This is a genomic window from Methylophaga pinxianii, from assembly GCF_020447225.1.
Classification (GTDB): Bacteria; Pseudomonadota; Gammaproteobacteria; order Nitrosococcales; family Methylophagaceae; genus Methylophaga; species Methylophaga pinxianii.
Window position 1 is genome coordinate 93474 of the sequence record NZ_JAJAEO010000189.1, and the last position, 26599, is coordinate 120072.

The 26599-nt window shown below is 45.0% G+C and carries 27 protein-coding genes; 14 read left to right on the forward strand and 13 right to left on the reverse strand.

Annotated elements, in window-relative coordinates; all coding sequences use genetic code 11:
* The first annotated feature begins 7 nt into the window (after positions 1–7).
* Genes dxs through folE2 form a run of 3 tightly spaced genes read left to right on the forward strand, consistent with a single transcriptional unit; the run spans position 8 to position 3074 of the window.
* Entirely contained in the window at positions 8–1828 is a 1821-nt protein-coding gene (dxs, locus tag LGT40_RS15835; protein ID WP_226073371.1) for a 1-deoxy-D-xylulose-5-phosphate synthase, read from the forward strand.
* Positions 1829–1875: 47 nt separating this feature from the next.
* A complete protein-coding gene (queD, locus tag LGT40_RS15840) occupies positions 1876–2256 on the forward strand; it encodes a 6-carboxytetrahydropterin synthase QueD (RefSeq protein WP_226073369.1) in 381 nt (126 codons plus the stop codon).
* Between the two features lie 8 nt (positions 2257–2264).
* Complete coding sequence (gene folE2, locus LGT40_RS15845) at positions 2265–3074, forward strand: GTP cyclohydrolase FolE2 (RefSeq protein ID WP_226073367.1); 810 nt, start codon at positions 2265–2267, stop codon at positions 3072–3074.
* 46 nt (positions 3075–3120) lie between these two features.
* Here folE2 and LGT40_RS15850 read toward each other — a convergent pair whose 3' ends face one another.
* Positions 3121–3768: a retropepsin-like aspartic protease family protein gene (locus LGT40_RS15850; RefSeq protein WP_226073365.1), complete on the reverse strand. Its 648-nt coding sequence runs from the start codon at positions 3766–3768 to the stop codon at positions 3121–3123.
* A gap of 39 nt (positions 3769–3807) precedes the next feature.
* Here LGT40_RS15850 and mobA point away from each other — a divergent pair, with 39 nt between their 5' ends.
* Genes mobA through ttcA form a run of 3 tightly spaced genes read left to right on the forward strand, consistent with a single transcriptional unit; the run spans position 3808 to position 7041 of the window.
* Positions 3808–4923 carry a molybdenum cofactor guanylyltransferase MobA gene (gene mobA, locus LGT40_RS15855; RefSeq protein ID WP_226073363.1) on the forward strand — a complete coding sequence of 372 codons (1116 nt, stop codon included), beginning with the start codon at positions 3808–3810 and terminating at the stop codon, positions 4921–4923.
* Positions 4916–6175, forward strand: coding sequence for a molybdopterin molybdotransferase MoeA (moeA, locus tag LGT40_RS15860; RefSeq protein WP_226073361.1), 1260 nt, complete (start codon positions 4916–4918; stop codon positions 6173–6175). Before mobA ends, moeA begins: the two co-directional genes overlap by 8 nt.
* Complete coding sequence (gene ttcA, locus LGT40_RS15865; RefSeq protein WP_226073359.1) at positions 6175–7041, forward strand: tRNA 2-thiocytidine(32) synthetase TtcA; 867 nt, start codon at positions 6175–6177, stop codon at positions 7039–7041. Before moeA ends, ttcA begins: the two co-directional genes overlap by 1 nt.
* A gap of 659 nt (positions 7042–7700) precedes the next feature.
* Here the strand turns inward: ttcA and LGT40_RS15870 are convergent.
* Both LGT40_RS15870 and LGT40_RS15875 read right to left on the reverse strand, forming a co-directional pair.
* On the reverse strand, positions 7701–8087 hold the full coding sequence (locus LGT40_RS15870; RefSeq protein ID WP_226073357.1) for a VOC family protein: 387 nt from the start codon (positions 8085–8087) through the stop codon (positions 7701–7703).
* Between the two features lie 60 nt (positions 8088–8147).
* Complete coding sequence (locus tag LGT40_RS15875) at positions 8148–9032, reverse strand: DMT family transporter (RefSeq protein WP_226073355.1); 885 nt, start codon at positions 9030–9032, stop codon at positions 8148–8150.
* Positions 9033–9106: 74 nt separating this feature from the next.
* Between LGT40_RS15875 and dapC the strand changes: the two genes are divergently transcribed.
* From dapC to LGT40_RS15910, 7 genes are all read left to right on the forward strand, one after another.
* A complete protein-coding gene (dapC, locus tag LGT40_RS15880; RefSeq protein WP_226073353.1) occupies positions 9107–10303 on the forward strand; it encodes a succinyldiaminopimelate transaminase in 1197 nt (398 codons plus the stop codon).
* Positions 10304–10320: 17 nt separating this feature from the next.
* Positions 10321–11142, forward strand: coding sequence for a 2,3,4,5-tetrahydropyridine-2,6-dicarboxylate N-succinyltransferase (gene dapD / locus LGT40_RS15885; protein WP_226073351.1), 822 nt, complete (start codon positions 10321–10323; stop codon positions 11140–11142).
* Between the two features lie 149 nt (positions 11143–11291).
* A complete protein-coding gene (locus LGT40_RS15890; RefSeq protein ID WP_226073349.1) occupies positions 11292–11636 on the forward strand; it encodes an ArsC family reductase in 345 nt (114 codons plus the stop codon).
* Positions 11626–12768, forward strand: coding sequence for a succinyl-diaminopimelate desuccinylase (gene dapE / locus LGT40_RS15895; protein WP_226073347.1), 1143 nt, complete (start codon positions 11626–11628; stop codon positions 12766–12768). Before LGT40_RS15890 ends, dapE begins: the two co-directional genes overlap by 11 nt.
* Before the next feature lie 5 nt (positions 12769–12773).
* Complete coding sequence (locus LGT40_RS15900) at positions 12774–13061, forward strand: hypothetical protein (RefSeq protein WP_226073342.1); 288 nt, start codon at positions 12774–12776, stop codon at positions 13059–13061.
* A 72-nt stretch (positions 13062–13133) separates the two neighbouring features.
* A complete protein-coding gene (locus LGT40_RS15905) occupies positions 13134–15260 on the forward strand; it encodes a TonB-dependent receptor (protein ID WP_226073341.1) in 2127 nt (708 codons plus the stop codon).
* Between the two features lie 165 nt (positions 15261–15425).
* Positions 15426–15779 (forward strand): hypothetical protein, encoded by a 354-nt coding sequence (locus LGT40_RS15910; protein WP_226073339.1) that lies wholly within the window; start codon positions 15426–15428, stop codon positions 15777–15779.
* Here LGT40_RS15910 and LGT40_RS15915 read toward each other — a convergent pair whose 3' ends face one another.
* The 4 genes from LGT40_RS15915 to LGT40_RS15930 form a co-directional block, all read right to left on the reverse strand.
* Positions 15780–16541 (reverse strand): SDR family oxidoreductase, encoded by a 762-nt coding sequence (locus tag LGT40_RS15915; protein WP_226073331.1) that lies wholly within the window; start codon positions 16539–16541, stop codon positions 15780–15782. It abuts the gene before it with no gap.
* Positions 16542–16686: 145 nt separating this feature from the next.
* Positions 16687–17544, reverse strand: coding sequence for a formyltetrahydrofolate deformylase (gene purU / locus LGT40_RS15920; protein WP_226073329.1), 858 nt, complete (start codon positions 17542–17544; stop codon positions 16687–16689).
* Positions 17545–17604: 60 nt separating this feature from the next.
* The gene (locus tag LGT40_RS15925) at positions 17605–17955 is read right to left on the reverse strand and encodes a nucleotide pyrophosphohydrolase (RefSeq protein WP_226073327.1); all 351 of its coding nucleotides are present in this window, start codon (positions 17953–17955) and stop codon (positions 17605–17607) included.
* On the reverse strand, positions 17948–18712 hold the full coding sequence (locus LGT40_RS15930) for an alpha/beta fold hydrolase (protein WP_226073320.1): 765 nt from the start codon (positions 18710–18712) through the stop codon (positions 17948–17950). The genes LGT40_RS15925 and LGT40_RS15930 overlap by 8 nt, the downstream gene beginning before the upstream one ends.
* A 56-nt stretch (positions 18713–18768) precedes the next feature.
* Here LGT40_RS15930 and LGT40_RS15935 point away from each other — a divergent pair, with 56 nt between their 5' ends.
* The gene (locus tag LGT40_RS15935; RefSeq protein WP_226073317.1) at positions 18769–18939 is read left to right on the forward strand and encodes a hypothetical protein; all 171 of its coding nucleotides are present in this window, start codon (positions 18769–18771) and stop codon (positions 18937–18939) included.
* A gap of 46 nt (positions 18940–18985) precedes the next feature.
* Here the strand turns inward: LGT40_RS15935 and fabB are convergent, their stop codons facing one another.
* From fabB to LGT40_RS15965, 6 genes are all read right to left on the reverse strand, one after another.
* Positions 18986–20203, reverse strand: coding sequence for a beta-ketoacyl-ACP synthase I (gene fabB / locus LGT40_RS15940; protein ID WP_226073309.1), 1218 nt, complete (start codon positions 20201–20203; stop codon positions 18986–18988).
* Between the two features lie 10 nt (positions 20204–20213).
* On the reverse strand, positions 20214–20729 hold the full coding sequence (gene fabA / locus LGT40_RS15945) for a 3-hydroxyacyl-[acyl-carrier-protein] dehydratase FabA (protein ID WP_041354415.1): 516 nt from the start codon (positions 20727–20729) through the stop codon (positions 20214–20216).
* 146 nt (positions 20730–20875) lie between these two features.
* Positions 20876–22195: a TolC family outer membrane protein gene (locus tag LGT40_RS15950; protein ID WP_226073307.1), complete on the reverse strand. Its 1320-nt coding sequence runs from the start codon at positions 22193–22195 to the stop codon at positions 20876–20878.
* Positions 22196–22339: 144 nt separating this feature from the next.
* On the reverse strand, positions 22340–22990 hold the full coding sequence (locus LGT40_RS15955; RefSeq protein WP_226073305.1) for a response regulator transcription factor: 651 nt from the start codon (positions 22988–22990) through the stop codon (positions 22340–22342).
* A 15-nt stretch (positions 22991–23005) separates the two neighbouring features.
* Positions 23006–24334, reverse strand: coding sequence for an HlyD family type I secretion periplasmic adaptor subunit (locus LGT40_RS15960; RefSeq protein ID WP_226073303.1), 1329 nt, complete (start codon positions 24332–24334; stop codon positions 23006–23008).
* 4 nt (positions 24335–24338) lie between these two features.
* Positions 24339–26519, reverse strand: a complete 2181-nt coding sequence (locus LGT40_RS15965; RefSeq protein WP_226073301.1) for a type I secretion system permease/ATPase — start codon at positions 26517–26519, stop codon at positions 24339–24341.
* Positions 26520–26599: the final 80 nt, after the last annotated feature.

Here is a 26599-nt window from a genome sequence, read left to right on the forward strand (position 1 = left end):
ATTTAACATGACAAGCCTACTTGCGCAAATCGACTCTCCCGCCCAATTACGTCAATTAGAACGTAAGCAATTGGATCAATTAGCCGTTGAGATCCGAGAACTGATCATCGACAAAATTCAACAAACCGGCGGGCATATTTCTTCAAATTTAGGTGTTGTTGAACTCACTCTTGCTTTGCATTATGTGTTTAACACGCCGGAAGATAGGTTGGTTTGGGATGTCGGCCACCAGAGTTATGCACATAAAATATTGACCGGGCGTCGGGATCAGTTACATACCATGCGTCAGCCCGGCGGGCTGTCCGGTTTTCCCAAGCGTACCGAGAGCGACTATGACAGTTTTGGTGTAGGGCACTCCAGTACCTCTATCAGTGCCGCTTTAGGTATGTCGATTGCCGCTCGTGCCAGTGGAGAATCACGGCGGTCAGTTGCCATTATTGGTGATGGCGCTCTGACTGCTGGTCAAGCCTATGAAGCCTTGGCTCATGCCGGTGATTTGAATGCGGATTTGTTGGTCGTGCTCAATGATAACGAGATGTCGATCTCCAAAAATGTCGGTGGCATGGCTAATTATCTGGCCAGATTACTCTCTGGCCGTTTCTATCGTTCAGCGCGGGAAAGCAGTAAGAAAATGCTGGAAAAAATTCCGCCCGCCTGGGAGTTTGCCAGACGAACTGAAGAGCATGTCAAGGGCATGATGGTGCCCGGCACGTTATTTGAAGAAATGGGTTTCAATTATATTGGCCCGATTGATGGACATGATCTGGATACGCTGATTACGACCTTAAGTAATCTGCGAAACAGTAAAGGTGCTCAATTCCTGCATATTGTCACCAAAAAAGGCAAAGGTTTTGAACCCGCTGAACAGCAGCCCTGCAAATATCATGGTGTCAGTCCGGCCAACAGTAAAAAATCCGGACCAACATTTACTCAGGTGTTCAGCCAGTGGTTGTGTGATATGGGAACAGCTTCTGAGGATCTCATTGCGATTACACCGGCCATGTGTGAAGGTTCCGGGCTGAACGCTTTTGCCGAACGTTTTCCTGAGCGTTATTTTGATGTGGGTATCGCCGAGCAACATGCTGTGACATTAGCGGCAGGCATGGCTTGTGAAGGCAAAAAACCTGTTGTTGCAATTTATTCCACCTTTTTGCAGCGCGCTTATGATCAATTGATTCATGATGTGGCATTACAAAACCTGCCAGTGTTGTTTGCGATTGATCGGGCGGGTTTGGTGGGCGCTGATGGCGCCACACACGCCGGAAGTTTTGACTTAAGTTATTTGCGTTGCATTCCCAATATGCTGATTATGACACCCAGTGATGAAAATGAATGTCGACAAATGCTGACGACCGGTTTCCATCATAACGGTCCTGCCGCCGTTCGCTATCCTCGTGGTTGCGGTAATGGCACAGCAATTGAGCCACAACTCGATAGCCTGCCGATTTGCAAGGCACAAACCTGCCGTACAGGTAAAAAAACTGCCATTCTGGCTTTTGGCACTCTGTTACATGCGGCACTGGATGCTGCAGAACAGGTTGATGCCACGGTGGTCAATATGCGCTACGTCAAGCCCCTGGACACAACTCTGCTTGACCAGATTGCTGCAGATCATGAATTGATTATTACCATTGAAGAAAATGCGGTCATGGGCGGCGCTGGTAGTGCCGTGAATGAGTATTTTCAGCAGCAAGGTGTACCGGTTAATTTGCGTATGATGGGACTGCCTGATCGCTTTATTGATCATGGTGATCATGGGCCAATGCTGAGTGCTTGCGGTTTGGATGCAAGTGGTATTATCGATTCCATCAATCGTTATTTTGCGTAATAATGGCCTGTTCGATAGGCTAATTCCTGAGTATAATAGTCAACATTATGAGCGCCACCTATACCTTAAAAATTCTGGCTGATTTTGCCTCTGCACACACCCTCAGGGATTACCCTGGAGATTGCCGGCGGATGCATGGTCACAACTGGAAACTTGAAGTCGAAGTCACTGCCTCAGCGCTTAACCAGCATGGCATGGGCATGGATTTTAAAACCATTAAGACGGCAACTCGTGAGTTAGCCAAAACACTGGATCATCGTTATTTGAATGATATTCCTCCGTTCGATGAAATTAATCCTACGGCTGAAAATATCGCCCAGTTTTTTTACCAGCGCCTTAGCAATACGCTAAACACCGATACAGCCAGAGTCTCTGGTGTCACGGTATGGGAAACCGACCGTGCCTGTGTCAAATATAGTGAGGATTAACCCCAATCATGACTGAACAAAACAAGCCAGTGGCAGCAGCGGAAATAGAAGACGTACAGAACATTAAAGACAAACGTCATATTGCGATTGATAAAGTCGGCATTAAAGATATTCGTCATCCTGTTGTCGTGAGTGACCGCACCACAGGCGAACAGCACACTGTGGCTAACTTCAATATGTATGTAAACCTGCCGCATCAGTTCAAAGGCACGCATATGTCACGTTTTGTTGAGATTCTCAATCAGCATGAGCGTGAGATTACCGTTAAATCATTTCATACCATGTTAGGCGAAATGACTGAACGTCTTGATGCGGAGTCTGGTTACATTGAAATGAGCTTCCCATATTTCGTCAATAAAGAAGCACCAATTTCAAAAGTCCGTAGTCTGATGGATTATCAAGTCAGCTTTATCGGCGAGATTATTGGTAAAAAAACCTGTATGACTGTCAAGGTTATTGTACCGGTCACCAGTTTGTGCCCATGTTCAAAGAATATTTCGGATTATGGTGCTCACAACCAACGCTCGCATGTGACATTAACTGTGAAAACGGACAGCTTTATCTGGATAGAAGATTTAATTGATTTGGTTGAAGATGAAGCGTCCTGCCAGATTTATGGTCTCTTAAAGCGTCCTGATGAAAAATATGTCACCGAGCATGCTTATGACAACCCTAAGTTTGTTGAAGACATGGTGCGCGATGTAGCTGCTCGTCTTAATGCAGATGATCGTATTAAGGCTTACACCGTTGAATCAGAAAACTTTGAATCGATTCATAACCATTCTGCTTATGCTCTGATTACCAAAGGATTTGATTGATACGCGAGTGCGTAAACCAAAAGCCCGGCTTCATGACCGGGCTTTTTTATTGGAATTTACGGCGTAAATCCAGCCGTTCTCCCTTCCGTTCCATATCAAAGGCCTCAAGAAAACTCATTCCCAGCAGGGCCCGCTGTGGTTCAGGACCATCAATAACTACAGCGTCAACATTATTCAGCAGAATATCACCTAGCTGAACCGACTCCAGTTGAACACTGTAAGCCAGCTCCACTCCCGAGGCGGTTCTGACACCAATCTGGTTTGATTCAAGATAGTTCAACCCCAGACGTCTAGCCGTTTCTCCATTGACGGCAATAACTGAGGCACCTGTATCGACCATAAAATCCACAGTAAAACCATTGACCGATCCACTTGTCAGATACATACCATTGGTGGGCCATATACTGACAACCGGCATCTCGGCCGGAGCGGTGTAAATCCCCCCTACGCGATTATTTAACTCAAACGTACCGCGTTTACCGGCAATATCCAATACTGCTTGATTACTGTTAGCGCTGATTAATGTCACACCTTCAGGAGTACGTTCACCAACGGATAGAAAATGCTGTGTGTGATTGATTTCCAATACAGCATGATCGCGATACAGCCCCATAATATGGATCTGTAAATCCTCCGACCACGCGTTTACGGGAATAACCAGTATAATGAACACAGAAATCGTGAATTTACGCATTGTACCTACTCAACAAAAAAGCCGTTAACTGCAAATAGCATGACTGACTCATCTTACCCAACCGTAACTGGTGTCATCCTCGCTGGTGGCGAAGCGCGCCGTATGGGCGGTAATGACAAAGGGCTGATAACCTTCGGAAATAAGCCGCTGATTGCTCATGTAATCAGTAACCTTGCTCCTCAGGTTGAGCAGTTGTTTATCAATGCCAATCGTAATATAGAGTGTTATCAAGAATTTGGCTATCCCGTTATAAGTGACTCATTTTCTGGTTTTCAAGGACCACTTGTTGGTATGTTGGCTGGTATGCGGGCTGCCAATACCGATTATATTCTGACAGTCCCCTGTGACAGTCCCGCGCCAAGTCCGCAACTCCGACAGCGTTTGCTGGAGAGTCTATTACGTTCTGGTAAAAAAATTGCCGTCGCCTTTGATGGCAAGCATATTCAACCAGTATTTGCACTTATAGACTGTGAACTGGCAGAGGATTTAGAAGATTATTTGATGGTCGGTGAGCGAAAGGTTGACAGTTGGTTGACTCGGCACCCGATGATTGAAGTTGATTTTTCCGATCAATCGGATCGTTTTAACAACTTTAATACTCCTGAAGATTTACATAGATTCGAGTACCAAACAGCTGTACCACTATTAGGAATCGCGGCATTTAGTGGCACTGGCAAGACCACCCTGCTGACCCAGTTAATTCCCAAACTTAGTGCTTCCGGCCTAAGGGTGGCCGTAATCAAACATGCACATCACTTGTTTGACATTGATAAGCCCGGAAAAGATAGTTACCGAATTCGTGAAGCCGGTGCCAAGCAGATTATCGTTGCATCCAACCGTTTATTGGCGCTGATGCAAACCAGTGACGACGATAAAACTGAGCCCGTATTAGCTGAATGTTTATCACGTCTGGAAAAACAAAAACTGGATCTCATTCTGGTAGAGGGTTTTAAACATGAAGCCATACCCAAACTGGAATTGCATCGTGCCAGTATTGGTGAGCCACTGCTCTACCCGGACGATCCGAATGTGATAGCGCTCGCAACTGATGATGTATCAATTGCGACGTCCTCAATCCCTGTAATGGATCTCAATGATTTAGACACCATTTTGCAGTTCATCCTGACTTTTATTCGACAACATCACCATGACTGAATTTATTGCTCCACCAAGTTGTGCCACCGCTGAACCCTCAACGACACTAAAAGTGGATGAGGCCAGAAAGCGGATCTTGCAGCAAATAGATGCCATTGAAAACTGGCGGAAGGTCGCCCTTCGTGACGCCTTAGGACAGATTTTGCATGAAGATGTCATCGCCCCTTTATCCGTTCCCCCCCATGCCAACTCGGCGATGGATGGCTATGCCTTACGTGGAGAGGATCTGAAAAAGGAGTCTACTCAGTTAAAACTGGTCGGCAGTGCCTTTGCCGGGCGGCCGTTTGGAGAAATCGTTAATAGCGGGGAATGCGTCCGTATCATGACTGGCGGCATGATGCCGCAAGGTTGTAACACGGTGATCATGCAGGAACAGGCTGAGCTAAATCAGGATATTGTCACGTTACATGGTGAACATCATCCTGGTGACAATGTGCGCTTGGCTGGTGAAGATATTCAGGCCGGAACAGTCGTACTGAAAGCAGGACATCGACTGATTCCTGCTGATTTAGGGCTTTTGGCGTCTTTGGGATTTGCTGAGATTGCCGTTCGTCGACGGATCCGTGTGGCATTTTTCTCAACCGGTGATGAGCTGAAATCACTAGGAGAAGCGTTACAACCTGGTGATATTTATGACAGTAACCGTTACACGCTGTTTGCCATGCTGACCCGGCTTGATGCGGAAATAATGGATATGGGTGTGATTAAAGACACGCCGGACGCTGTGCGTCATGCATTGTTACATGCTTCCAACGAAGCTGATGTTGTGATTACTTCTGGCGGTGTATCGGTTGGTGAGGCAGACTACGTGAAAAAGTTGCTTGCTGAACTCGGTGAAGTGAATTTCTGGCGAATTGCCCTGAAACCAGGCAGACCTCTGGCATTTGGCAAAATTGGCAAAGCGCACTTTTTCGGTTTGCCCGGCAATCCGGTTGCAGTGATGGTGACATTTTATCAATTTGTGCAACCCGCATTACTTCAATTAGCTGGTGCAGCATATCAACCACCGTTGTTATTGCAGGCGATTGCCGCTGAGAATATTCGTAAACGACCAGGCCGCTTTGAGTTTCAACGTGGACTTTTACGCAGTAATACCGCTAATCAATTGGAAGTGACAATGACCGGCGAACAAGGCTCGGGGATTTTGCATTCCATGAGTCAAGCTAATTGTTTTATTTTACTGGATGAAGACTGTGATGGCGTTGTCGCTGGATCGTCTGTCACCGTACAACCCTTTGCAGGTTTGATCTAATGTCTGAAAATCAATTGAAACAACAACACGAATTTAACAAACTGCATAAACGTTTGCGTCGTCAGGTAGGCCAGGCTATTGCAGATTACGACATGATCCAGGATGGCGATAAGGTCATGGTCTGTCTGTCAGGAGGTAAAGACAGCTATACCATGCTCGATATTCTCATTAATCTTCGCGATCATGCGCCGATTAACTTTGAATTGATTGCGGTTAATCTGGATCAAAAACAACCCGGTTTTCCAGAGCATGTGCTTCCTGAATATCTGAAAAAAATCGGTGTGCCTTTTCATATTATCGAAAAGGATACCTATAGCATTGTCAAAGAGGTTGTCCCGGAGGGCAAAACGACTTGTGGTATTTGTTCCAGACTTCGCAGAGGGTCGTTATATGGTTATGCAAGACAACATGGCATCACCAAAATCGCCTTAGGTCATCATCGTGACGACATTATTGAAACACTGTTTTTAAATATGTTTTATGGTGGCAAAACCAAAGCTATGCCTCCCAAGCTGTTAAGCGATGATAAAACCAATATCGTAATACGGCCACTGTGTTACGCCAGAGAATCTGATATCAGCCGCTATGCTGCAGCCCGCGCCTTTCCCATTATTCCCTGTAATCTGTGTGGTTCACAGGAAAACCTGCAGCGTCAGGTAATTAAAGAAATGCTACAGAATTGGGAAAAACAACATCCTGGCCGAGTGGAGAATATTTTTAGAAGTATTCAGAATGTAGCCCCTTCCCAATTGGCAGATCAGCAATTATTTGATTTTAAGGGACTTGAGCAGTTTCGTATCCAACCTACAGGTGATGAAGACACGGCTTATGATGAACAGATGTTTCCAGCATTAGCGCGGGTATAGTTGTTTGTTCCACGCGTAAAAGTTATGCACCTTTTGTCAAATGATTACTGTCTTCTTACGGCCAAGATTGCTAAGTCATTGAAAGCACGAAGAACAGAGCTAAACTTTTGATTTAGTTAATATTTATTGCGTGGTTAATTTTTAACCATTTCGTGCAGCGCTGTTAGAGAATAATGACTTAGCGATTTTCACCAGGGTTAACCACAGACTTATCCACAGAAAATGTGAGTAACTCGCTAAGCTATTGATTGATGCATTTAAGTCACTGACTTCACTAAATTCATTAATCCCTGATTGTTTTTTATTGAACAAAAACTTTGCTTTTATGTTGCTGTTTAAAAGTTGTCAGTAAGCCTGTGTTTACAAAAAATTGGCACATTAATTGATATTTTGGTTTGACAAGACCAGAAGTTATTCACTTTTAATTTCATTGTTACAGTGTTCTTACAACAACCGCTGCTAAGTTATTGAATAAGCAGAAAAGCATATTAACAGATTGATTTTAAATGAAATTTCAATCTGGTCAAAAATTAACCATTTTGAACTGCTGTGTTAGATATTAATGACTTAGCGATTTTCAACGAGGTTAACCACAGACTTATCCACAGAAAATGTGAGTAACTCGCTAAGCTGTTGATTATTACTTTTAACTGGCTGAGTTACTTCATAACCGGGGTAAAATCTTCAGCAAATTCCAGTGCATTACCGTCCGGATCGCGGCAGAAAAAAGCTGCTCTACCCGACTTGCTGCGAGAGAATTCTATTCCGGCACTTTCCAGGCGTTCTGCCAATGCTTCAAGATCTTCTACTAACAACGCTACATGTCGATCACGTCCACCATGTTCAGGTCGGCCATCAATTGAATCAGGGTTGGGCAAGACCATCAGATGTAGCTGTTGTTTATTATCCAAATCCAACCAGGCGCCATCATAAGCAAATTTAGGTCGATTTGGATTTAATGGGATCTGTAAGACATCACAGTAAAACTTAAGTGATTTGGGTAAATCTGCCACCAGAAAACTGGCATGTGCAATTGATTTAATCATATATATTTCCTGCAAAATTAAATTAAAAACTCAGGACGTAAGGTTTTCTTTGACCTGGGGCTAACGATTGTTTTTTTCAATCTGGGCTATACCAAATGCGGCAGCAAAAATAAGGGCCCCGCCAAGCCATTCCGCAACAGTCATCATTTCAGTGGTCAATAATGCTGAGGAAATCGCGGCAACAATCAATTCAAACAACATGATAACAGCTCCAAGATAGACCGGCATTCTGGCTAAACCATATAAAACAGTAACGGTCATTGCGATAATAATGCCTCCACCCACCAGCACAGCACTTAACCAGACTGTGATATCGACATCAGGCATAGAAGCTTGCTGTAAAAACAAAACCACAATGGAGACCCCCACTACTCCCCATAAAATAATAGTGGTTTTTAATACCATTGGTACCGCAGCCAATTTACGGCTCAATACATTGTTGATAGCAAAACATACGCTCGCAAACAAGGCTAGCCAATCCGCCAGACCATGTGGCCAAGGTAAACCTGCTTCGGGACGCCATAACATCAATATAGTGCCCCCCATCGCTAAGACAAACATGACGATGGCGATCCATGACAATTTTTCGCCCAGCCACCAGCGGCCCAGTATCACTGACCATAAGGGAGATAAGTAAAATAACAACATGACCCGCATTACCTGGCCTTCATTCAATGCTACTAAAAAGGCAAGATTGGTCATTCCAGCTGCCAAGGCCAGCCACAGCAGATCGAGCGGAATCTGTTTCCAGTGAAATCGTTGACTGATAAAAATCGGCAGACTGGCTATTCCAGCGGTGAGATACATAATCAGTGTGACCCAAACCACCGACATGCCTGCTTGCTCGAACAGCCGCATGGGATACCAGATAAGGCCCCACATGGTGGCGGCAAATATCAGGCTCAGAATGGCTAATTTAGATTCGGTGTGATTTACAGTATTCATAACGATGCTTATAACACGGCAGTCTGCTGAAGCGTTATAATGGCCGGATTTTTGTTATCCGGCGGTATGTATTCATGAATCCAGATCTGGCCCTATTACACCCTTATCCTTTTGAGAAGCTCTCTGAACTGCAGCAAGGTTGCCAACCGCCGAGTGATCTGCCGCATATTTCGCTATCTATTGGTGAGCCCAAGCACCCGACGCCGGGTTTTATTACTGAAGCCGTCATTAGCCATCTACACGGGTTATCCGTCTATCCTACTACAGCTGGCACTATCGAATTACGTCATACCATTGCAAACTGGCTGGATCAGCGCTTTCAGCTGGCAGGACATATCGATCCGATCTCGCAGATCCTGCCCGTTAATGGCACACGTGAAGCTTTGTTTGCATTTGCTCAGGCTATTATAGACAGACGAAATGATCCGCTGATTGTGATGCCTAATCCGTTTTATCAAATTTATGAAGGCGCAGCCTTTTTAGCAGGTGCTGAACCGTATCTGCTTAACTGCACCGAAGAAACCGGTTTTGTGCCGGATTTTGATGCGGTTCCAGCCAGTGTCTGGTCACGTTGCCAATTATTATATTTATGCAGTCCTGGCAATCCAACCGGCGCGATTGTCGATGCAGAGACCCTGACTAAACTGATCCAATTGGCGCACGAATATGATTTTATTATTGCCGCCGATGAATGTTATTCCGAAATCTACTTTGATGAAGTTTTGCCGCCCGTTGGCTTGTTACAAGCTGCTGTTGCTGCCGGTTATACTGACTTAAGCCGGTGTGTGGTATTTCATAGTTTATCCAAGCGTTCCAATGCACCGGGTTTACGTAGTGGATTTGTCGCAGGGGATGCCAATGTCATCAAACCCTTCCTGCGTTATCGTACTTATCATGGCTGTGCGATGCCGCTATCCACTCAGTCGGCTTCTATTGCTGCCTGGACAGACGAAGCACATGTGGTGCATAACCGTCATTTGTATAGAGAAAAGTTCGCGGCTGTGCTCGATATTTTGTCTCCAGTCATGAATGTTACCCAACCTGAAGCCAGTTTTTATCTATGGGCCGAAACACCCATAGCCGATACGGATTTTGCCCGTGGCTTATTTGATCAATATAACGTTACCGTATTACCGGGACGTTTTTTAGCCAGAGATACCAAACAAGGTAATCCTGGCGTTAACCGGATCCGTATGGCGTTGGTAGCACCACAAGATGAGTGCGTCGAAGCCGCTATGCGGATCCGTGATTATATTGAAACCCTTTCTTAAATTATTTGGAGAAACCGATGAGTGATATCCAGCAGATTATCGAAGCGGCATTTGAACGCCGTGCAGAAATCAATCCAGCCAATGCCGACGCGGAAGTTCGTAATGCGGTCAATGAAGTTCTGGGAATGCTCGACAGCGGCAAAGCCCGCGTCGCCGAAAAACAAAATGGTGACTGGGTTGTTAATCAATGGCTGAAAAAAGCCGTTCTGTTATCGTTCCGTTTGAATGATAATCGGCCGATGTCTGGTGGCGAAACACAGTATTTCGACAAGGTTGAACCAAAATTCGCCAACTTTACCGAAGCTGATTTTAATACTGCCGGGGTGCGGGTAGTGCCACCAGCGGCTGCACGTCGTGGTTCGTATATTGCCCCTGGCGTTGTATTGATGCCTTCCTATGTGAACATCGGTGCCTATGTGGATTCCGGCACCATGGTCGATACTTGGGCTACTGTGGGCAGCTGTGCGCAAATCGGCAAAAACGTCCATTTATCCGGTGGTGTGGGTATTGGTGGTGTGCTTGAACCATTACAAGCCGGTCCGACAATCATCGAAGATAATTGCTTTATTGGTGCTCGCTCTGAAGTGGTTGAAGGCGTTATCGTTGAAGAAGGTTCAGTAATTTCAATGGGCGTCTATATTGGTCAAAGTACCAAGATCTTCAACCGTATGACGGGCGAAATCAGCTATGGCCGTATACCAGCAGGTTCCGTAGTCGTTTCAGGAAATCTGCCGTCGAAAGATGGCACATACAGTCTGTACTGCGCGGTGATTGTTAAACAAGTTGATGAAAAAACTCGTGGCAAAGTGGGAATCAACGAATTATTGCGTGATATCTAAGTAATGGTGGCGGTAACCTCTTGATGTCGTTACCGCCTTTCCCACGGCTCTTGGTCAGTGGTAAACAATGATGCAAAACAAATTGATATACTGTATCATTTCCCCTCAAATTCCCTACCCAAAGGGCGCTTTCAGGTGAAAAGGCAATCATGAAACTGTTTGGCATTAAGAATTGTGACACAGTCAAAAAAGCTCGACGCTGGCTGGATGAACATCAAGTTTCCTATCAGTTCCATGATTTTCGTACAGACGGGCTGGATCAAGCGACTATCGAACAGTGGCTGAATTATGTCAGTTGGGAACAGCTGATAAACAAGCGTGGCACGACCTGGCGTAAACTTGAAGATCCACGTAAAGATCAACTGGATATATCTGCAGCTATCGAATTAATGGTCACGCATCCAACCCTTATTAAACGCCCAGTGATAGAAGATAAATCAGGTGTCTCAATAGGTTTTAATGAATCCGATTTTCAGGTCCGTTATGCAAAATAATTATTCTGACACCACTCAGCTAACCATTGAGCTGATTCAACGTGACAGCGTGACTCCTGTTGATAAAGGCTGCCAGATCATGCTGGCTGAACGACTTGCAAATAGTGGTTTCAATGCTGAATATCTGCGTTTTGGTGAAGTGGATAATCTTTGGTGTCGTCGGGGACATAATGGCCCGTTATTTGTGTTTGCAGGTCACACAGATGTGGTGCCTACCGGCCCGTTAGATAAATGGACACATCAACCTTTTGACGCCAAAATTGAAGATGGCATTTTGTATGGCCGTGGTGCAGCCGATATGAAAGGCAGTATAGCGGCCATGGTCACAGCCTGTGAACGCTTTACCAGTGAACATCCTCACCATGCTGGCAGCATCGCTTTTTTACTGACCAGCGATGAAGAAGGCCCGGCCACTGATGGTACGGTGAAAGTTATCGAAACATTACAGGCACGTCAGGATCATATCGACTGGTGCGTCGTTGGTGAACCGACCAGTACTGAGAAAGTAGCTGATGTGGTCAAAAATGGGCGCCGTGGCTCATTGAATGGTTACCTCACCGTAAAAGGTAAACAGGGACATATTGCTTATCCTCACTTAGCCGACAATCCAGTACATAACCTGGCCCCGGCATTAGCTGAACTATGTGCGGTGCAATGGGATCAGGGTAATGCTGACTTCCCGCCCACCAGCTTTCAGGTGTCGAATTTGAACAGTGGTACTGGTGCCACTAATATTATTCCTGGTACCGTGGAAATGATTTTCAATTTCCGCTACTCCACCGAAGTGACCCATGAGGAATTGCAACAACAGGTTGAAGCAATACTCGACAAACATAATGTGGCTTATCAGATAGATTGGGTATTATCTGGTAAACCCTTCCGTACAGCCGGTGGCAAATTACTCGAAGCTGTGCAAGTGGCTGTAAAACATGTAACAGGTTACGACACAACATTATCCACTTCCGGTGGTACATCCGATGGCCGTTTTATTGCTCCCACTGGTGCCCAGGTGATTGAACTTGGTCCGTTAAACGCGACGATCCACCAGATTGATGAACATGTTTCCATAGCTGATCTGGACACGCTATCAGCTATTTATCAGCAATTACTTACTGAATTGCTGGTGAACTAATCCTCATGCAGATTCGGCATACCAAACATCTATTATGGCTTTTTGCAGCAGCATTATTGCTGATGCAATCCATAGCTGTTTGGCATGATGCCGAACATGCGTTTCACGATCATGTAGCCCTATGTGATCAGCTGAATGTTGTCAGTCATACTCCTTCAACCGATAACCATAATCAACTGGCTATCGCTATCTGGCAGTATTCTTTTCAACTTGAAACTTCGGTCGCTCCGCCTGCCCGTTTCAAAAATACTTATCATTCTTTCGCAATCCGCGCACCACCCTTTATCTCATAGCGTTCACTTTTGACTGAATGCCGTTTTCTATTCGGAAATGGCTACTGATTTTTGCTATGAGGATTATTCGTGATGAATAAAAAACCTATTGTAGTGCTGCTTGCTGCAGCGCTCTCCCCTATGGCTTCTGCAGTGTTAGCTGCTGAAGATACTGTTGATATCCCACGTCTGGTGGTCACTTCTGATCCATTAGGCAACCGTACATCTGATGAGTTGATCCAGCCAGTGACGGTTATTGCAGGCGATGAGCTCAATCAAAAACGCGCCAGTACAATTGGTGAAACATTGGATGGTTTACCTGGTGTGCACAATGCTGACTTTGGCCAAGGCGTAGGACGACCTGTTGTCCGAGGTTTACAAGGTTCTCGCGTAAAGGTCTTGGAGGATGGATTAAGCACTTCCGATATATCTGGTGAAGGTGCAGATCATGCTATCGGTATGGACGCAGGCCGTGCCGATCAAATTGAGGTTTTCCGGGGCCCTGCGACATTACTTTATGGCAGCGGTGCCGCTGGTGGCGTTATAAATGTTCGTAGTAATCGATTTAATCCCGAGTTTGGTGATTCCCCTCGAGTAGATGGACAAATGTTATACGGTTGGAACGGCCATGATCGCCAGGGTCGTCTGGGATTAGAGTTGCCGATGGGTGACAGCTTCGTTTTACGCACCGATTATGGTGTGCGCCGCACCATTGATTTTGATATTGATGGTTATCAGCAAAAAGACCAGCAGGTTGGCCGTAAAGATAAATTACAAAACAGTGAAGTAGAAAATGACGTGTTTTCTATCACTGGTTTATATAAGGGTGACTGGGGCTTTGCTGGTTTAGGTTACAGCACCTGGGAAACACAATACGGTATACCTGAAGTCTTCTTAGGTGTAGGTGAAGAGGAGCAGGAAAAAATTCGCGCGAAAAATGATCGTTTTGATTTTCGCAGTGAAATTAATGATCCACTACCTGGTTTCAGTGCTGCCAGGTTGAAAATGGCCTATACCAGCTATCGTCAACAGGAAATTGGCTCCGAGTTTGATAATGGTGCATTTGTTGAAAGTGAAGTTGAAACACGCTTTAACAATAACGAAACTGAAATGCGTCTGGAAATGGTACACAACCCGATTGGTGATTGGGAGGGTGTAGTAGGCCTGCAATTCAACGACAGAGACTTTGAAGCCGAAGGCGAAGGGCATAGCCATGGAGGTGGTGATGAGCATGGTGGTGGTTTTTATATACGTGGTAATGACACCCGGACAGTAGGTTTATTTGTCCTTGAAGAACTACCCACTTATTTTGGACACTTTGAAGTCGCCGCCCGGGTTGATCATGTGCGTTCCAGCACAGATGATTTGGACGAAGCCCGTGATATTGATTTGCCAAGTGGTGAAGAACTTCAACAATCAGCCATATTAGGCAGTAACAGCTTCACGCCATTCAGTCTATCGGCTGGAACCCTGGTTGAGGTAGATCCGGCACATCATTTCAGAATGTCAGTTACCCGTTCGCAACGGGCTCCGTCGGCAGAACAACTCTATGCCTTCGGTAGCCATGCTGCAGCCGGCACAGTTGAGATTGGGGATCCGAACCTGGGTAAAGAAACCTATACCAATTTTGAAGTCGGTTTTGATCGTCATGTAGGCGCATTCCGCTATGAGCTGACCACCTTCTATAATTACGTCGATGACTTTATTTATTTGGCAGCACAAAACGATGGTACAGGCCAAGCCATTGAAATTGAGGGCGATACGCTGGTAGTTAATGAACAACAAAATGCCAAGCTGTATGGTGCTGAATTTGGTGCCATCACTGATCTGATTGATGGCCCTATTCCACTAAGTATGCGTTTGTCCACCGATCATGTACGCGGCAAATTGAGTAATGGTGAGAATATCCCTCGTATGAGCCCGACAAGAGTGGGTATCGGGTTTGATACTTCCTATGCTGATTGGGATTTCAGTCTGGATTATCGTCGTGTCTTTAAACAAACCAAAACAGCTGTCACCGAGAGCAATACTGATGGCTACAACCTGGTTTCGTTTGACGCTAACTGGTCGCCCGCCAGCCTGAAAGGTGCTGAAATCTTTATTCAGGGACGTAATTTATTGAATGAAGACGGTCGAAGACATACCAGCTTCTTTAAAGATGAATCGCCCATTCTGGGACGAACCATATATACCGGTATTCGATTCGATTTTGGTGGTTAACGTTTAACACCATACTCAAACTAAAGAGGCTCGACACTGTCGAGCCTTTTTTTGTGCCTCAAAATCAATAGCGGTTACGTTTGAAACCGACCATTACCGGAGACTATAAAGCTTAACAGACCTCAGAGATTCTGCTAGATTGGGCTATTTTCATGGATAACGTAGATGGCTTTAATCGAAACTGGGGATGACATTAGCAGCATTAAACTGGTTTATATATTTAATCTGGTGGGCTCGCTGATTTACCCAATGCTGATAATGGGGGCTTGGGTCGCATATGAGAAAAAACCGCACGCAGAACAATGGCTGCAATCCCATTATCGTTTTCAAATAACCAGTTTTTATATCAGCCTGATATTACTCATTCTTTCGTGGGGACTTTTATATCTCGGTAACTTGTACGGTCTGGCTGTCATGATGCTGTGGATTGTCTGGAATATCACTCGAAGTATTAAAGGTCTGAAAACGCTTAAAGCACAACTTCCGATAACATATCCTAATAGCTTGTTGCTGGGCTGATTAGCCCCGATAAATTGCCAAGGGACCTGTCGCCTGTTGGGTGGGCATGATTTCCATGGTGGTAACGTTCACATGAGAAGGTGTGTTGACTAACCACCAGATAGTATCGGCAATATCCTGTGCCGTCAGGGCCACGGTATTTTCATAGACTTTTTCGGCACGCTGTTCATCGGCTTTAAATCGCACCATGGAAAATTCTGTTTCAGCATTACCTGGCTCAATATTGGTCACCCGAATCTGTGTTCCTAACAAGTCCGCACGCAGTGCCAGCGAAAACTGTCTGACAAAAGCCTTGCTGGCGCAATACACATTGCCGCCAGGATAAGGCCAGTTTCCAGCGATAGAACCGATATTAATGATGTACCCCCTGTCTCTGGTATGCATGCCCGGTAGAACCAATCTGGTACATCGCATCAAACCTTTGATATTGGTGTCCACCATGCGATCCCAATCTTCTATATCCGTCGCATAGGCTGGTTCCAGCCCCAGAGCGAGTCCCGCATTGTTCACCAAGACATCGATCTGCTGAAATTCCTCAGGCAAATCGACGAAAGCCTGCTCCGTAGCCTGTTTGTCACTGATATCAAAACAACTGATACAGGTTTGACTCGCGCCACCTAACTCATTCTGCAAATCCAATAATCGCTCCATACGCCGACCAGTGATAATCAGCCGCCAGCCTGCTTTGGCAAATAGCCTGGCGCAGGCTTCTCCAAATCCAGCTGTTGCTCCGGTAATCATGATTATTGGCGATGAAGTCATGGGTTGTCTCTTCTTGGATAAAACATAGAATCACTTTGAACGGTAAGTAATTATGCAGATAATCGTTGTGGCTACCTGTTACAAAATCTATTTATTGCCTATTCTCATTCAACAATAAAGGTTTCTCTGTCGTTACAGGGAGTATTCAAGCACCTTCAGCAAAAACAATAGTACGGCGGCCACTGACAATGATGCGGTGTTCAATGTGCGCTTTAACAGCACGGGCTAATACCAGTCGTTCGATGTCCTTACCGATCATTACTAAATCTTCCGGACTATTATCATGCCGCACCCGCTCGACATCCTGTTCGATAATCGGTCCCTCATCAAGTTCCGCAGTCGCATAATGCGCGGTTGCACCTATCAGCTTCACTCCACGTTCATAAGCTTGATGATAAGGTTTGGCTCCCTGAAAAGCCGGTAAAAACCCGTGATGAATATTGATAACCTTTCCGGCAAATTCTTGAACAAACTGTTCCGACAGGATTTGCATATAACGCGCCATCACCACCAGGTCAACCTGATACTCGGCAAGCAGGGATTTAATCTTTGTTTCTTGTTGCAGTTTGGTTTCTTTGGTGATGGGCAGATGATAGAACGGTTTGTTGAACTGGCGCGCCATACTTTCCAGATCGGGATGATTACCAATAATCAGCGGAATATCACATTTCAATTCGCCTTCCAGCTCACGCAGCAGCAGATCATATGGACAGTGTGATGCCCGGGTCACCAGTAAAGCCACACGGTAAGGTACATTGGTATAGTGAACGGACCAGTTCAATTGCAAAGTGTCAGCAAGTAAACTGAATTGTTGATGCAAGGCTTCATGGGACATCTGAGCCTCATCTTCCACCTTGATTCGCATGAAATAGCGACCATGCTCAGTATCAGTATATTGCTGACAGTGCAGAATATTGTAACCACGCTCTGCAAAAAAACCGGTTATGCCTGCCAATAACCCCTTCTGGTCAGCACATTGAATCAGCAACACGATGGCATTCATGGAAAAACGACCTCTACAGGCATAAAATCAAAGCGCTGATGCTAGCACTTTATGGCTGTTTTATGAATATTCATCGTACTTATCAGCCCGGCCTTTGACTTTATCAACCGGATATTTCTCTGCATTTTTATGCATTTTTCGTTTAATGACCTGTTCTAAATCAATATTCAGATCATGACAAAGATAACTTAGATACACGGCAACGTCGGCTATTTCATCTTCCAGTGCCTCGCGTTTATCCGTGGCCAGCAACTGTTGAATTTCCGTTTTATCACGCCATTGAAACCACTCCAGTAACTCGGCTGCTTCAATTGATAAGGAGATAGCAATATCTTTGGGATTATGAAACTGCTCCCAATCACGTTCACGACGAAAATCAATCAATTGTTTAAGTAGTTCGGCATTAATCATCTGTGAGAAACCTGTTTACCTGCTGAATAAAAGCCTCGGGTTGCTCGGCATGTATCCAATGGCCGGCATCCTCAATTACGACATGTTCTGATTGGGGATAAAGTGTTTTTATCTGCTGCCAATCACTCTCGGTGACATAATCTGATTTAGCACCACTAATAAACAAAGTGGGTAATCCAACCGCTTCAACATGCTCAACACTTTGCAGCAAGCCCGGATAGCTACAGAACAATGCCTGCAGATTAATACGCCAGCTAAAGCCCTGCTCTGCTTTTTGCAGATTCAATAACAAGAACTGACGTACCATAGGGTCAGGTAAGGTCGCTGATAAAGCTTCACTTACTTGTGTTCGGGATGAAAACTTGGATAAATCTAATGTCATTAAAGCTTTGAAAATAACGCTGTGCTCATCCGCATATTGACGTGGTGCAATATCGACAATAATCAGTCTATTTAAACGCTCAGCGTAGCTTTGAGCGAATTGCATGGCGGTTTTACCACCAAGCGAGTGTCCTAGCAAATCGATGACTGCCAAACCTAAATCATCCAATAGAAACGCTAAATCCTCTGCCATCAAATCAAACGTTTGCTGAGGATGATGAAAGGACTGTCCATGATTACGCAGATCCACACTGATAACCCGGCGCTGAGATGAGAGTGTTTTGGCAATACTTCGCCAGTTATCCGCTGAACCAAATAGACCATGCAGGATAACGAGGGGCTTACCCTCGCCAACAGATTGATAGTGTAATTTCATAATGGATTACGTTAGCACGTTATAATGCCGAGTGAATAATTTTGGAGAAAACGATAATGGATGAAGCCATATTAATGATTTTAGTCAAACAGTATGCCGATCGATTTGGCATCACTTTCAGTTCAAAGCATTTGGATGATGAAGTGAAAAAACAACAGCTAGTGAGTTTGATGCAGGAAGCATTAGCAGGAAAGCGTGGGCCGGTTACCGACGCAGATTTAAATTAAAAAAAAGTACCCTTAATACGTTTATTAAGGGTACTTTTGATTTACCTTAAATTTTTTCGAAAACCAGACAGGCATTGGTGCCACCGAAGCCAAAGCTGTTCGACATCACAGCCTGAAGACCAGCGTTGTCTTTTCGTTCGAGCACAATAGGCATGCCCTTGGCTTGCTCGTCCAGGTTATCGATATTGGCCGAAGCTGCTACAAAATCATTTTCCATCATCAGCAAGCTATAGATCGCTTCCTGAACTCCGGCAGCCCCTAAAGAATGCCCTGATAACGATTTTGTTGACCCCACCAGAGGTATTTGTGTTTCAGCAAAGACCTGTTTAATCGCACCTAATTCAGCTAAATCACCGACAGGTGTACTGGTTCCATGTGCGTTGATGTAATCAACCTGTTTATTGCGCATGGTTGACATAGCCATTTGCATACAACGTTGCGCGCCCTCGCCGGACGGGGCCACCATATCATAACCATCAGATGTCGCTGCATAACCTGTCAGTTCGGCATATATTTTTGCGCCACGTGCTTTGGCATGTTCATATTCTTCCAATACCAGCACACCGCCGCCACCGGCAATAACAAAACCATCACGGTCAGCATCATAGGCGCGTGAGGCCTTATCAGGCGTTTCGTTATATTTGGTCGACAGGGCCCCCATGGCATCGAACAATGAACTCATGGTCCAATGTTCTTCTTCGGCACCACCAGCAAACACGATGTCCTGTTTGCCCAGTTGAATTTGCTCCATCGCATTACCAATGCAGTGCGCACTTGTGGCGCAGGCAGAAGACATTGAATAGTTAATGCCTTTGATTTTAAAAGGTGTTGCCAGGCAAGCAGAAGTGGTACTTCCCATTACCTGAGTAACACGATATGGACCAACCCGTTTAAGGCCTTTTTCTCGCAAAATATCAGCTGCTTCAACTTGATTAGATGACGATGCACCGCCTGACCCCATAACTAATCCTGTTTTGGGATTGGACACATCGCTTTCACTTAATCCAGCATCCTGAATTGCCTGTTTCATGGCGATGTAGGCGTATGCCGCGGCATCTCCCATGAAACGTAACACTTTACGATCAATAAATTCTTTAAAATCAATATCAAAAAAACCCGCCACATGGCTGCGAAATCCCATGTCAGCGTATTGCTGTTTAAAGCGGATACCAGAACGACCGGTGCGAAGTGATTCAGTAACGGCTGCAAGATCCAACCCTAAACAAGATGTGATCCCCATACCAGTAACAACTACACGTCTCATTGTCTTGTTCCTAAAAGTTGTCAGTTGATGTAAACAGACCAACTCGTAAATCTTTGGCGAAGTAGATATCGCGACCATCCACTGATACTGTACCATCGGCAATGGCCAGTACAAGTTTGCGTGAAATTACTCGTTTCAAATCAATACGGTAAGTCACTTTTTTGGCGCTAGGTAAAACTTGACCAGTAAATTTTACTTCACCAGAACCCAACGCTCTTCCTCTACCGGGATTTCCATCCCATGCCAGAAAAAAGCCAAGCAACTGCCACATAGCATCTAAGCCAAGACAGCCCGGCATGACAGGATCCCCCGGGAAATGGCATTTGAAAAACCATAAATCCGGATGGATATCAAGCTCAGCAATGATTTCACCTTTTCCATAGGCACCACCATCATTGGAAATATGACTGATTCGATCCATCATCAGCATATTGGGTACTGGCAGTTGGGCGTTACCCGGGCCAAACATTTCTCCATGGCCACACTGCAAGAGTTCCTCGAAGGAAAAAGATGATTGCTTACTCATGAAATTCTAAAATAACCCTACAAATTAAGCACGACATAATAGCATGATAGTTTGCTTGCAGAAAAAGTTGCAGCTATCAACGTACAGGTTCTAAAAAAAAGCCATACCCTGCAGGCATGGCTTATCGGTATTGAGCTTTGAAAAAATTAGTTACGGTTATCAGCAACTGTGGTTGCAGCAGCGGGCGGAATAATCTCCAGGCTTTCTAACAAAATGCCCATACTGTTCAGTACCCGATACATTGCAAACAATTCATCATACTGGGCATTCGCCAATGAAGTGCGGGCTCTGAACAATTCATTTTCAGAATCCAGCAAATCCAGTAGTGTGCGCTGACCGATATTGAACTGTTGCTGATACGCATCACGTGTTTTTTCCGCTGATTCAGCGTATTGCAGGAAATATGACATTTGTCGGCGAACGGTTTCCAACGCATTCCACGATAAACGAACACTCTGCTCTACTTGTCGATGGGTATTATTACGTATTTCAGCGGCTTGGTTAATTAAAAAAGCCGTTTCTTCTCTTCTGGCCTTATCACGTCCACCATTTAGCAGGTTATAACGCAGTCGGAACATTGCGGTGACATCTTTGTCGGTTCCACGAACGCCATCAATATCATGATCGGAACGGGTACCTAATTCGAAATCAACCCGCGGTAAAAATGCGGCCCGAGTGACATCATGTTGTGCATTTGCCGATTCCACATCCGCCTGAGCCGAGAGTAGGGTTGGATGTTGTTGAATGGCAATGTTAACGGCTTCTTCTACAGTGGCTGGAATAAATGGTTGTGGCGTAGGTGGTTCAGATAATGCCGTCGGAGCCGCGCCAACAACCCGCAAATAATTAGTTTCGGCATCTCGCAAGTTACTTTGCTCAGCCATTAAATTTGTTTCTGCCAGTGCCAAACGACCAAAACTCTGATCCATATCGGCTCGTCGTCCAACCCCACGTTCACTACGCAGAGTGATTTGATCATGAGTGCGCTGATGAGACTCAAGATTGGTTTGTGCCAGCTCGACCAATTGCTGACGTCGCAGCACATTGATATAAGCCTCGGTAGCTTCTAAAGCGGTATTTTCAGAGACACTGTAAACAGTATGAGCCCTCGAGTCCGTTCTTGCGCTTTGACGTTCTACTTCATTTGCTGTCAGGCTGCCATCATATAACATTTGTCGCAAATTCAAACTGGCTTCATCTCGGTTTAGATGTACTTCGCCATCCCCTCGATTCCGGGTCGCAGGGTTCTCTGTAGACTCCCACCCCGTTCCAACGCCTAAATCAACTGTCGGAAAATATCCAGCTCTTGCCTGATCAATTTCTTTGGAAACCGCCTGACGTTCACTTATGGAAGCCAAGACATCTGGGTTGGTTTTTAGCGTGGTATGAATCGCTTCCTGCAAAGTTTCAGCATGCACTGAACTAAAGCACAACAATGACGGGATTAAAAATAGCGCTTTGTTCATAATCTCTTCCTAATTCAAAGCAGTAATCGGTATACTTTTTTCAGGGCAGTTTACCGCTTTACAGCTCTCCCCCCAAAGCATGAGCCTTCATCTTCCATTCTAAAGCCGATTGTAGACAAAACAATCCAACTACACAATGCAGGCTTAACGAAGGTCCCGAAAAACAATGGCCAATGAAAGCCTATCGGGTAAATTCATCTTCTGGAAAATTGTAGTGAGATGAGCTTTGACCGTTCTTTCAGTAATATTCATATTACGGGCAATCATTTTATTGGTCGCACCATGACTGACCATTTTCGCTACTTCTAACTCTTTGGGCGAGAGTGTTTGTGCTGCTCGACGCTGCTGTTCACTAACTTCAGGTATATGGCTTATTTCATCAATTAACCCAGAAATAACATGCCGTTCTACCCAAACCTCACCATTTGAGATCAATAGCAACGCTTCCTGAAGTTTGCTCATCGGCAAGTTTTGGTTGAAATAACCACGCGCTCCTTGCTTTAACGCTGCAATTTGCACTGGGATCGGTCGTGGAGGACCAATCACCAGGATACGACTATCAGGACATAACTTTTTTAGCTGGCCAATAACTTGCGAAGGGGTATCGTCAAGAAGAAACTGGTGACAAAGTACCAGTTCAGCTGTTTGTGTTTTTAACGCATCGAATAAAGCATTAATATTTTTGTAAAGGCTGACATCATAAATAGCGGGCAACGCATCGGTAATGACGCGTGCCACATCCGAATCTGCTGTTGCCAGATAAAGACTTTTTTCAGTCTCTGTTATTACTGTCATGGTTCAACCTTAGCCTCAACGCTCTCTCAACGCTTCGTTTTTTGCCTTCAGTATGGGCTTTAATAAATAATCCAGCACGGTTTTCTCACCTGTAAGAATATCTACTGTCACAGTCATCCCTGGAATTATTCCTAACTCACCCATACTACTTTTTATATAATTTTGTTCTGTGCGTAAATAGATAAGATAAAAACTTTCATCTTCTTCATTGGTTATTGTATCGGCACTGATACGTTCAAGTTTTGCCTGTAAACCACCATAAATCGAAAAGTCATACGCAGTAAACTTTATCATCGCTTCCTGCCCCGGTCTCAAAAAGGCAATGTCTGCTGGACGTATTTGGGCTTCAATAAGTAAATTATCTTCCAATGGCACAATTTCTACCAGATCCATTCCTGGCTGTATAACACCACCAATCGTGTTAATCATTAATCGTTTAATGGTGCCTTTCATAGGAGAACGAACATTAGTTCGGGTCACCCGATCAGCCAGTGTAGAGACGGATTCTTCCGTACGAGCCATTTCCGCTCTTACTTCACTCAACTCTCTGGCCGCTTCAGATTGAAAACGGGTATTGGCTTCATTTATTTTTTGCTGAACTTCATCAATGGCAGAACGAATACGTGGGATGGCCAGCCTGTTGGAGTCCATTTCTCCTCTCAGGTCATTGACTGTACGGCGTAGTCTCAACAGCTCGACCTCAGACATCACACCGGCAGCGACTAAAGGCTCTGACATTTGCAATTCCTGATTACTTAACTCAAAACTGCGGCTTAATTGTTGCTGTCGGGCCTGTTTTTCCACAAGCTCTTGACGACGCTGTTCTGCCTGCTGTTTTAAAACATCAATGGTACTTTGTAGCTGTAATTGACGAGATTGATATAAAGCGCGTTCTTCTGCTGCCAAATCAGGTTGCTTGATCATCAATTCCTGAGGAAGCTCCAATGGCTTACCTTCACTTTCGGCGTCTAACCTCGCGGTTCTTGCCAGCAACTCCCAGTAAGTTAATTTTGACTCACGGAAAGAAGATGAAAACCGGGTATCATCAATCTTTAACAATACATCGTTCTTTTCCACCATCTGTCCTTCGCTGACAAGGACATCTGCCAAGATCCCACCTTCAAGGTTCTGTATTACCTGCACCTTACTGGAAGGAACCACTTTTCCTTGCCCTCGGGTCACTTCATCAATTTCCGCCACACTCGCCCACCATAAGGCAATGGTGATAAAGGCAGCAATCAGCAACAATAGAATATGTCCGCCCCAATGGGTGGATGCCATAGTTGCCGCACTGATTTCGGACATGAAACTGACATCGTCATTATTTTTTTTATACCAGGCCATCCATTTACCCTTTCGAAACCCGGATATGTCCACTTTTCAGTGCCGCCAGAATTTGCTCACGTGGTCCATCAGCCACGAGTTTTCCTTGGTCCATCACTAAAACACGATCCACTAAACTTAACAAAGATGCCCGGTGCGTCACCAAAATAAGTGTTTTATCTTTGATGATTTCCCCGAGTTTACTTTTGAAGCGTTCTTCACTGCTGTTATCCATCGCATTGGTCGGCTCGTCCAAAACCAGAACGGGTGGATCCAGTAATAAAGCTCGCGCTACTGAAATGCTCTGACGTTGTCCACCAGATAAACCTTCCCCACGCTCACCCACAGGCATATCAAAGCCAGAAGGATGTCGATTGATAAAATCTGTTACCCCAGCGATTTCTGCTGCACGCAATATCGCAGCATCATCTGCAAATGGTGCTCCTAAAGCAATATTATCTCGCACACTGCCATAAAACAGCATGACATCTTGAGGTACATAGCCGACTGAGCGTCGTAAATCGATTGGATCAATCTGTCTAAGATCCGTTTCATCCAACAAGACGGCTCCTTCTGCAGGCTCATATAATCCAAGGATTAACTTTTCAATCGAGCTTTTGCCTGATCCGATTCGTCCGATTATAGCTATTTTTTCGCCCGCATTAAGTTTGAAGGAAACATCTGTTAATGCTTCGATAGCTTGTTCTGGATAGCGAAAACTGACTTGTTTGAACTCAATGCCGCCTTTGAATTTATCGCGATGTAAAAATTCGCGGCCATTGGGACGCTCTACGGGTAAATTCATCATATTATTTAATGAAGCTAACGCCGCTTTAGAATGATGGAAACGTGTCAAAATCCCAGCCAATTGGCTCATCGGTGCCAAGGCCCGGCCTGCCAGAATAGTACTGGCAATTAATGCCCCCATACTGATTTCATTTTCACTGATTTTGTATACGCCATACACCACCACTGCAATGGTGGTCATTTGTTGAACAAAACTGGTTAAATTCACCGCGGCTGAAGAAAGCAGTTTTGCACGCTGACTGTATTTGGAGATGGAACCGGCTGTTTGCTCCCATTTGCGCTGCAATGGGGTTTCAGCGCCCAGACTTTTGATGGTCTCCAGTCCGGTTAGCGTTTCAATAAGCGTGGCACTTTTTTGCCCCGCATGGCGAAACAGCTGTTTTATTGCCCGGCCAAGCGGGATTTGAATAATTAAACTTATGACTATCGTTATCGGAATGACAACTAGAGGAATATAGGCCAAATCACCGGCAATCATCCAGATAACGGCAATGAATAAAAAGGTAAACGGTAAATCAATTAGTGTTGCCAGCGTAGCTGAGGTAAAAAAATCTCTAAATGACTCAAATTCTTGCATGCTGTTGGCAAAGCTTCCGACCGAGTTTGGTCGGGCTGCCATTTTAATACCCAATACTTTTTCAAAGATGGTCGCAGATAAAATAACATCCGCTTTTTTCCCCGCGACATCAATAAAATAGCCGCGCAAGGTTCGCAGTAATAAATCAAAGATAAAGACGATGGCCAAGCCTATCGCCAACACCCACAAAGTCGCCAAGGCATTATTGGGCACAACCCGATCATAGACATTCATCACAAACAGGGGTGAAGCGATGGCAAACAGATTGACTAGAATTGAGGCGACAAACACCTCACTATAGATCGGCCAGAAGCGTGACAATGTCCCCCAAAACCAATGTTTGGCTCGGGGAATGGTGGACGGCTCTCCACGTTTATCAAAGTGTTGAACGGCTTTGATAAAAATAGCATAACCCGTGTAATGTTCCTGAAGTTCAGACACATCAATCAAGGACTCGCCATCACCCGCTTCCGGATATATCACGGTCGCTTGCTTCTCCTTAACCTTAAGTAAGATACAGGCATTACCATCATTCAGTAATAAGACTGCAGGCAGCACAAGAGGAGAAATTTTGTGTAGCGGACGTTTAACTACTTTTGACGCCAGCCCTGCTCGCTCAGCGGCTCTGGCAAATAAGTCTGGAGTAAGACGGTTATCTACCAAAGGCAGGCCGGCCACCATGGAATCAGGGCTATGTGGTTTATGGAGTAATTTTGTAAGAACCGTCAGACAAGCTAATAACGGATCATCATGAGTCAGGTAGGCAGCATCTGCTTTCCATTGCCGATTTTGTAACTGTTCATTGGTTGCTTGATATTCCATGTTATCCGACGATACGACCCAAACCAAAATGTGAGGAGTTTCACAGTTTTTTTCTTTACTGTAAACCTGTGACCGCTTAA

Excerpts from the sequence above, each read along its gene's own strand:
- LGT40_RS15910 (WP_226073339.1), top strand. The coding sequence starts at position 15,426 with ATGGCTTTAATCGAAACTGGGGATGACATTAGCAGCATTAAACTGGTT.
- ttcA (WP_226073359.1), top strand. The coding sequence starts at position 6,175 with ATGTCTGAAAATCAATTGAAACAACAACACGAATTTAACAAACTGCAT.
- folE2 (WP_226073367.1), top strand. The coding sequence starts at position 2,265 with ATGACTGAACAAAACAAGCCAGTGGCAGCAGCGGAAATAGAAGACGTA.
- fabA (WP_041354415.1), bottom strand. The coding sequence starts at position 20,729 with ATGAGTAAGCAATCATCTTTTTCCTTCGAGGAACTCTTGCAGTGTGGC.
- LGT40_RS15965 (WP_226073301.1), bottom strand. The coding sequence starts at position 26,519 with ATGGAATATCAAGCAACCAATGAACAGTTACAAAATCGGCAATGGAAA.
- dxs (WP_226073371.1), top strand. The coding sequence starts at position 8 with ATGACAAGCCTACTTGCGCAAATCGACTCTCCCGCCCAATTACGTCAA.
- LGT40_RS15955 (WP_226073305.1), bottom strand. The coding sequence starts at position 22,990 with ATGACAGTAATAACAGAGACTGAAAAAAGTCTTTATCTGGCAACAGCA.
- LGT40_RS15870 (WP_226073357.1), bottom strand. The coding sequence starts at position 8,087 with ATGATTAAATCAATTGCACATGCCAGTTTTCTGGTGGCAGATTTACCC.
- fabB (WP_226073309.1), bottom strand. The coding sequence starts at position 20,203 with ATGAGACGTGTAGTTGTTACTGGTATGGGGATCACATCTTGTTTAGGG.
- LGT40_RS15950 (WP_226073307.1), bottom strand. The coding sequence starts at position 22,195 with ATGAACAAAGCGCTATTTTTAATCCCGTCATTGTTGTGCTTTAGTTCA.
- LGT40_RS15935 (WP_226073317.1), top strand. The coding sequence starts at position 18,769 with ATGGATGAAGCCATATTAATGATTTTAGTCAAACAGTATGCCGATCGA.
- LGT40_RS15930 (WP_226073320.1), bottom strand. The coding sequence starts at position 18,712 with ATGAAATTACACTATCAATCTGTTGGCGAGGGTAAGCCCCTCGTTATC.
- LGT40_RS15905 (WP_226073341.1), top strand. The coding sequence starts at position 13,134 with ATGAATAAAAAACCTATTGTAGTGCTGCTTGCTGCAGCGCTCTCCCCT.
- dapE (WP_226073347.1), top strand. The coding sequence starts at position 11,626 with ATGCAAAATAATTATTCTGACACCACTCAGCTAACCATTGAGCTGATT.
- LGT40_RS15960 (WP_226073303.1), bottom strand. The coding sequence starts at position 24,334 with ATGGCCTGGTATAAAAAAAATAATGACGATGTCAGTTTCATGTCCGAA.
- dapC (WP_226073353.1), top strand. The coding sequence starts at position 9,107 with ATGAATCCAGATCTGGCCCTATTACACCCTTATCCTTTTGAGAAGCTC.
- purU (WP_226073329.1), bottom strand. The coding sequence starts at position 17,544 with ATGAATGCCATCGTGTTGCTGATTCAATGTGCTGACCAGAAGGGGTTA.
- LGT40_RS15915 (WP_226073331.1), bottom strand. The coding sequence starts at position 16,541 with ATGACTTCATCGCCAATAATCATGATTACCGGAGCAACAGCTGGATTT.
- queD (WP_226073369.1), top strand. The coding sequence starts at position 1,876 with ATGAGCGCCACCTATACCTTAAAAATTCTGGCTGATTTTGCCTCTGCA.
- LGT40_RS15900 (WP_226073342.1), top strand. The coding sequence starts at position 12,774 with ATGCAGATTCGGCATACCAAACATCTATTATGGCTTTTTGCAGCAGCA.
- LGT40_RS15890 (WP_226073349.1), top strand. The coding sequence starts at position 11,292 with ATGAAACTGTTTGGCATTAAGAATTGTGACACAGTCAAAAAAGCTCGA.
- LGT40_RS15925 (WP_226073327.1), bottom strand. The coding sequence starts at position 17,955 with ATGATTAATGCCGAACTACTTAAACAATTGATTGATTTTCGTCGTGAA.
- LGT40_RS15850 (WP_226073365.1), bottom strand. The coding sequence starts at position 3,768 with ATGCGTAAATTCACGATTTCTGTGTTCATTATACTGGTTATTCCCGTA.
- LGT40_RS15875 (WP_226073355.1), bottom strand. The coding sequence starts at position 9,032 with ATGAATACTGTAAATCACACCGAATCTAAATTAGCCATTCTGAGCCTG.
- dapD (WP_226073351.1), top strand. The coding sequence starts at position 10,321 with ATGAGTGATATCCAGCAGATTATCGAAGCGGCATTTGAACGCCGTGCA.
- moeA (WP_226073361.1), top strand. The coding sequence starts at position 4,916 with ATGACTGAATTTATTGCTCCACCAAGTTGTGCCACCGCTGAACCCTCA.
- mobA (WP_226073363.1), top strand. The coding sequence starts at position 3,808 with ATGACTGACTCATCTTACCCAACCGTAACTGGTGTCATCCTCGCTGGT.